Below are 387 nucleotides of genomic sequence, written 5' to 3'. Positions count from 1 at the left end.
CACGCCGCACCATCGAGCAGCAGGTCGAGATGCGTACGCGCTTCTACGCCCGCAATCGCATCGATGTGTTCTTCGGTACCGCGCGCTTCAAGGACGAGCACACCGTCGTGGTGCGCGATGCCCATGAAGGGGTCGAGGAGCTGCACGCGGAGAAGGTCGTGATCGCCACCGGCTCGCGTCCCTACCGCCCGGCGGACGTCAACTTCCGCCACCCGCGCATCTACTGCTCCGACACCATCCTGGGCCTGTCGCACACGCCGCGCACGTTGATCATCTACGGCGCCGGTGTCATCGGCTCCGAGTACGCCTCGATCTTCTCCGGCCGTGGCGTCAAGGTCGACCTGATCGATACGCGTGATCGTCTGCTGTCCTTCTTGGATAACGAGA

1 protein-coding gene is annotated in these 387 nt (G+C 64.1%); it reads left to right on the top strand.

Annotated elements, in window-relative coordinates; translation table 11 throughout:
* Positions 1-387 (top strand): FAD-dependent oxidoreductase (locus CWB62_RS18565; RefSeq protein ID WP_171036807.1); only part of this gene is annotated, 387 nt, incomplete at both ends.

The organism is Pseudoalteromonas sp. S408, assembly GCF_005886645.1.
Classification (GTDB): Bacteria; Pseudomonadota; Gammaproteobacteria; order Enterobacterales; family Alteromonadaceae; genus Pseudoalteromonas.
The sequence above is the reverse complement of the archived record's forward strand: the minus strand, read 5'-3'. Positions and strand labels throughout refer to the sequence as shown.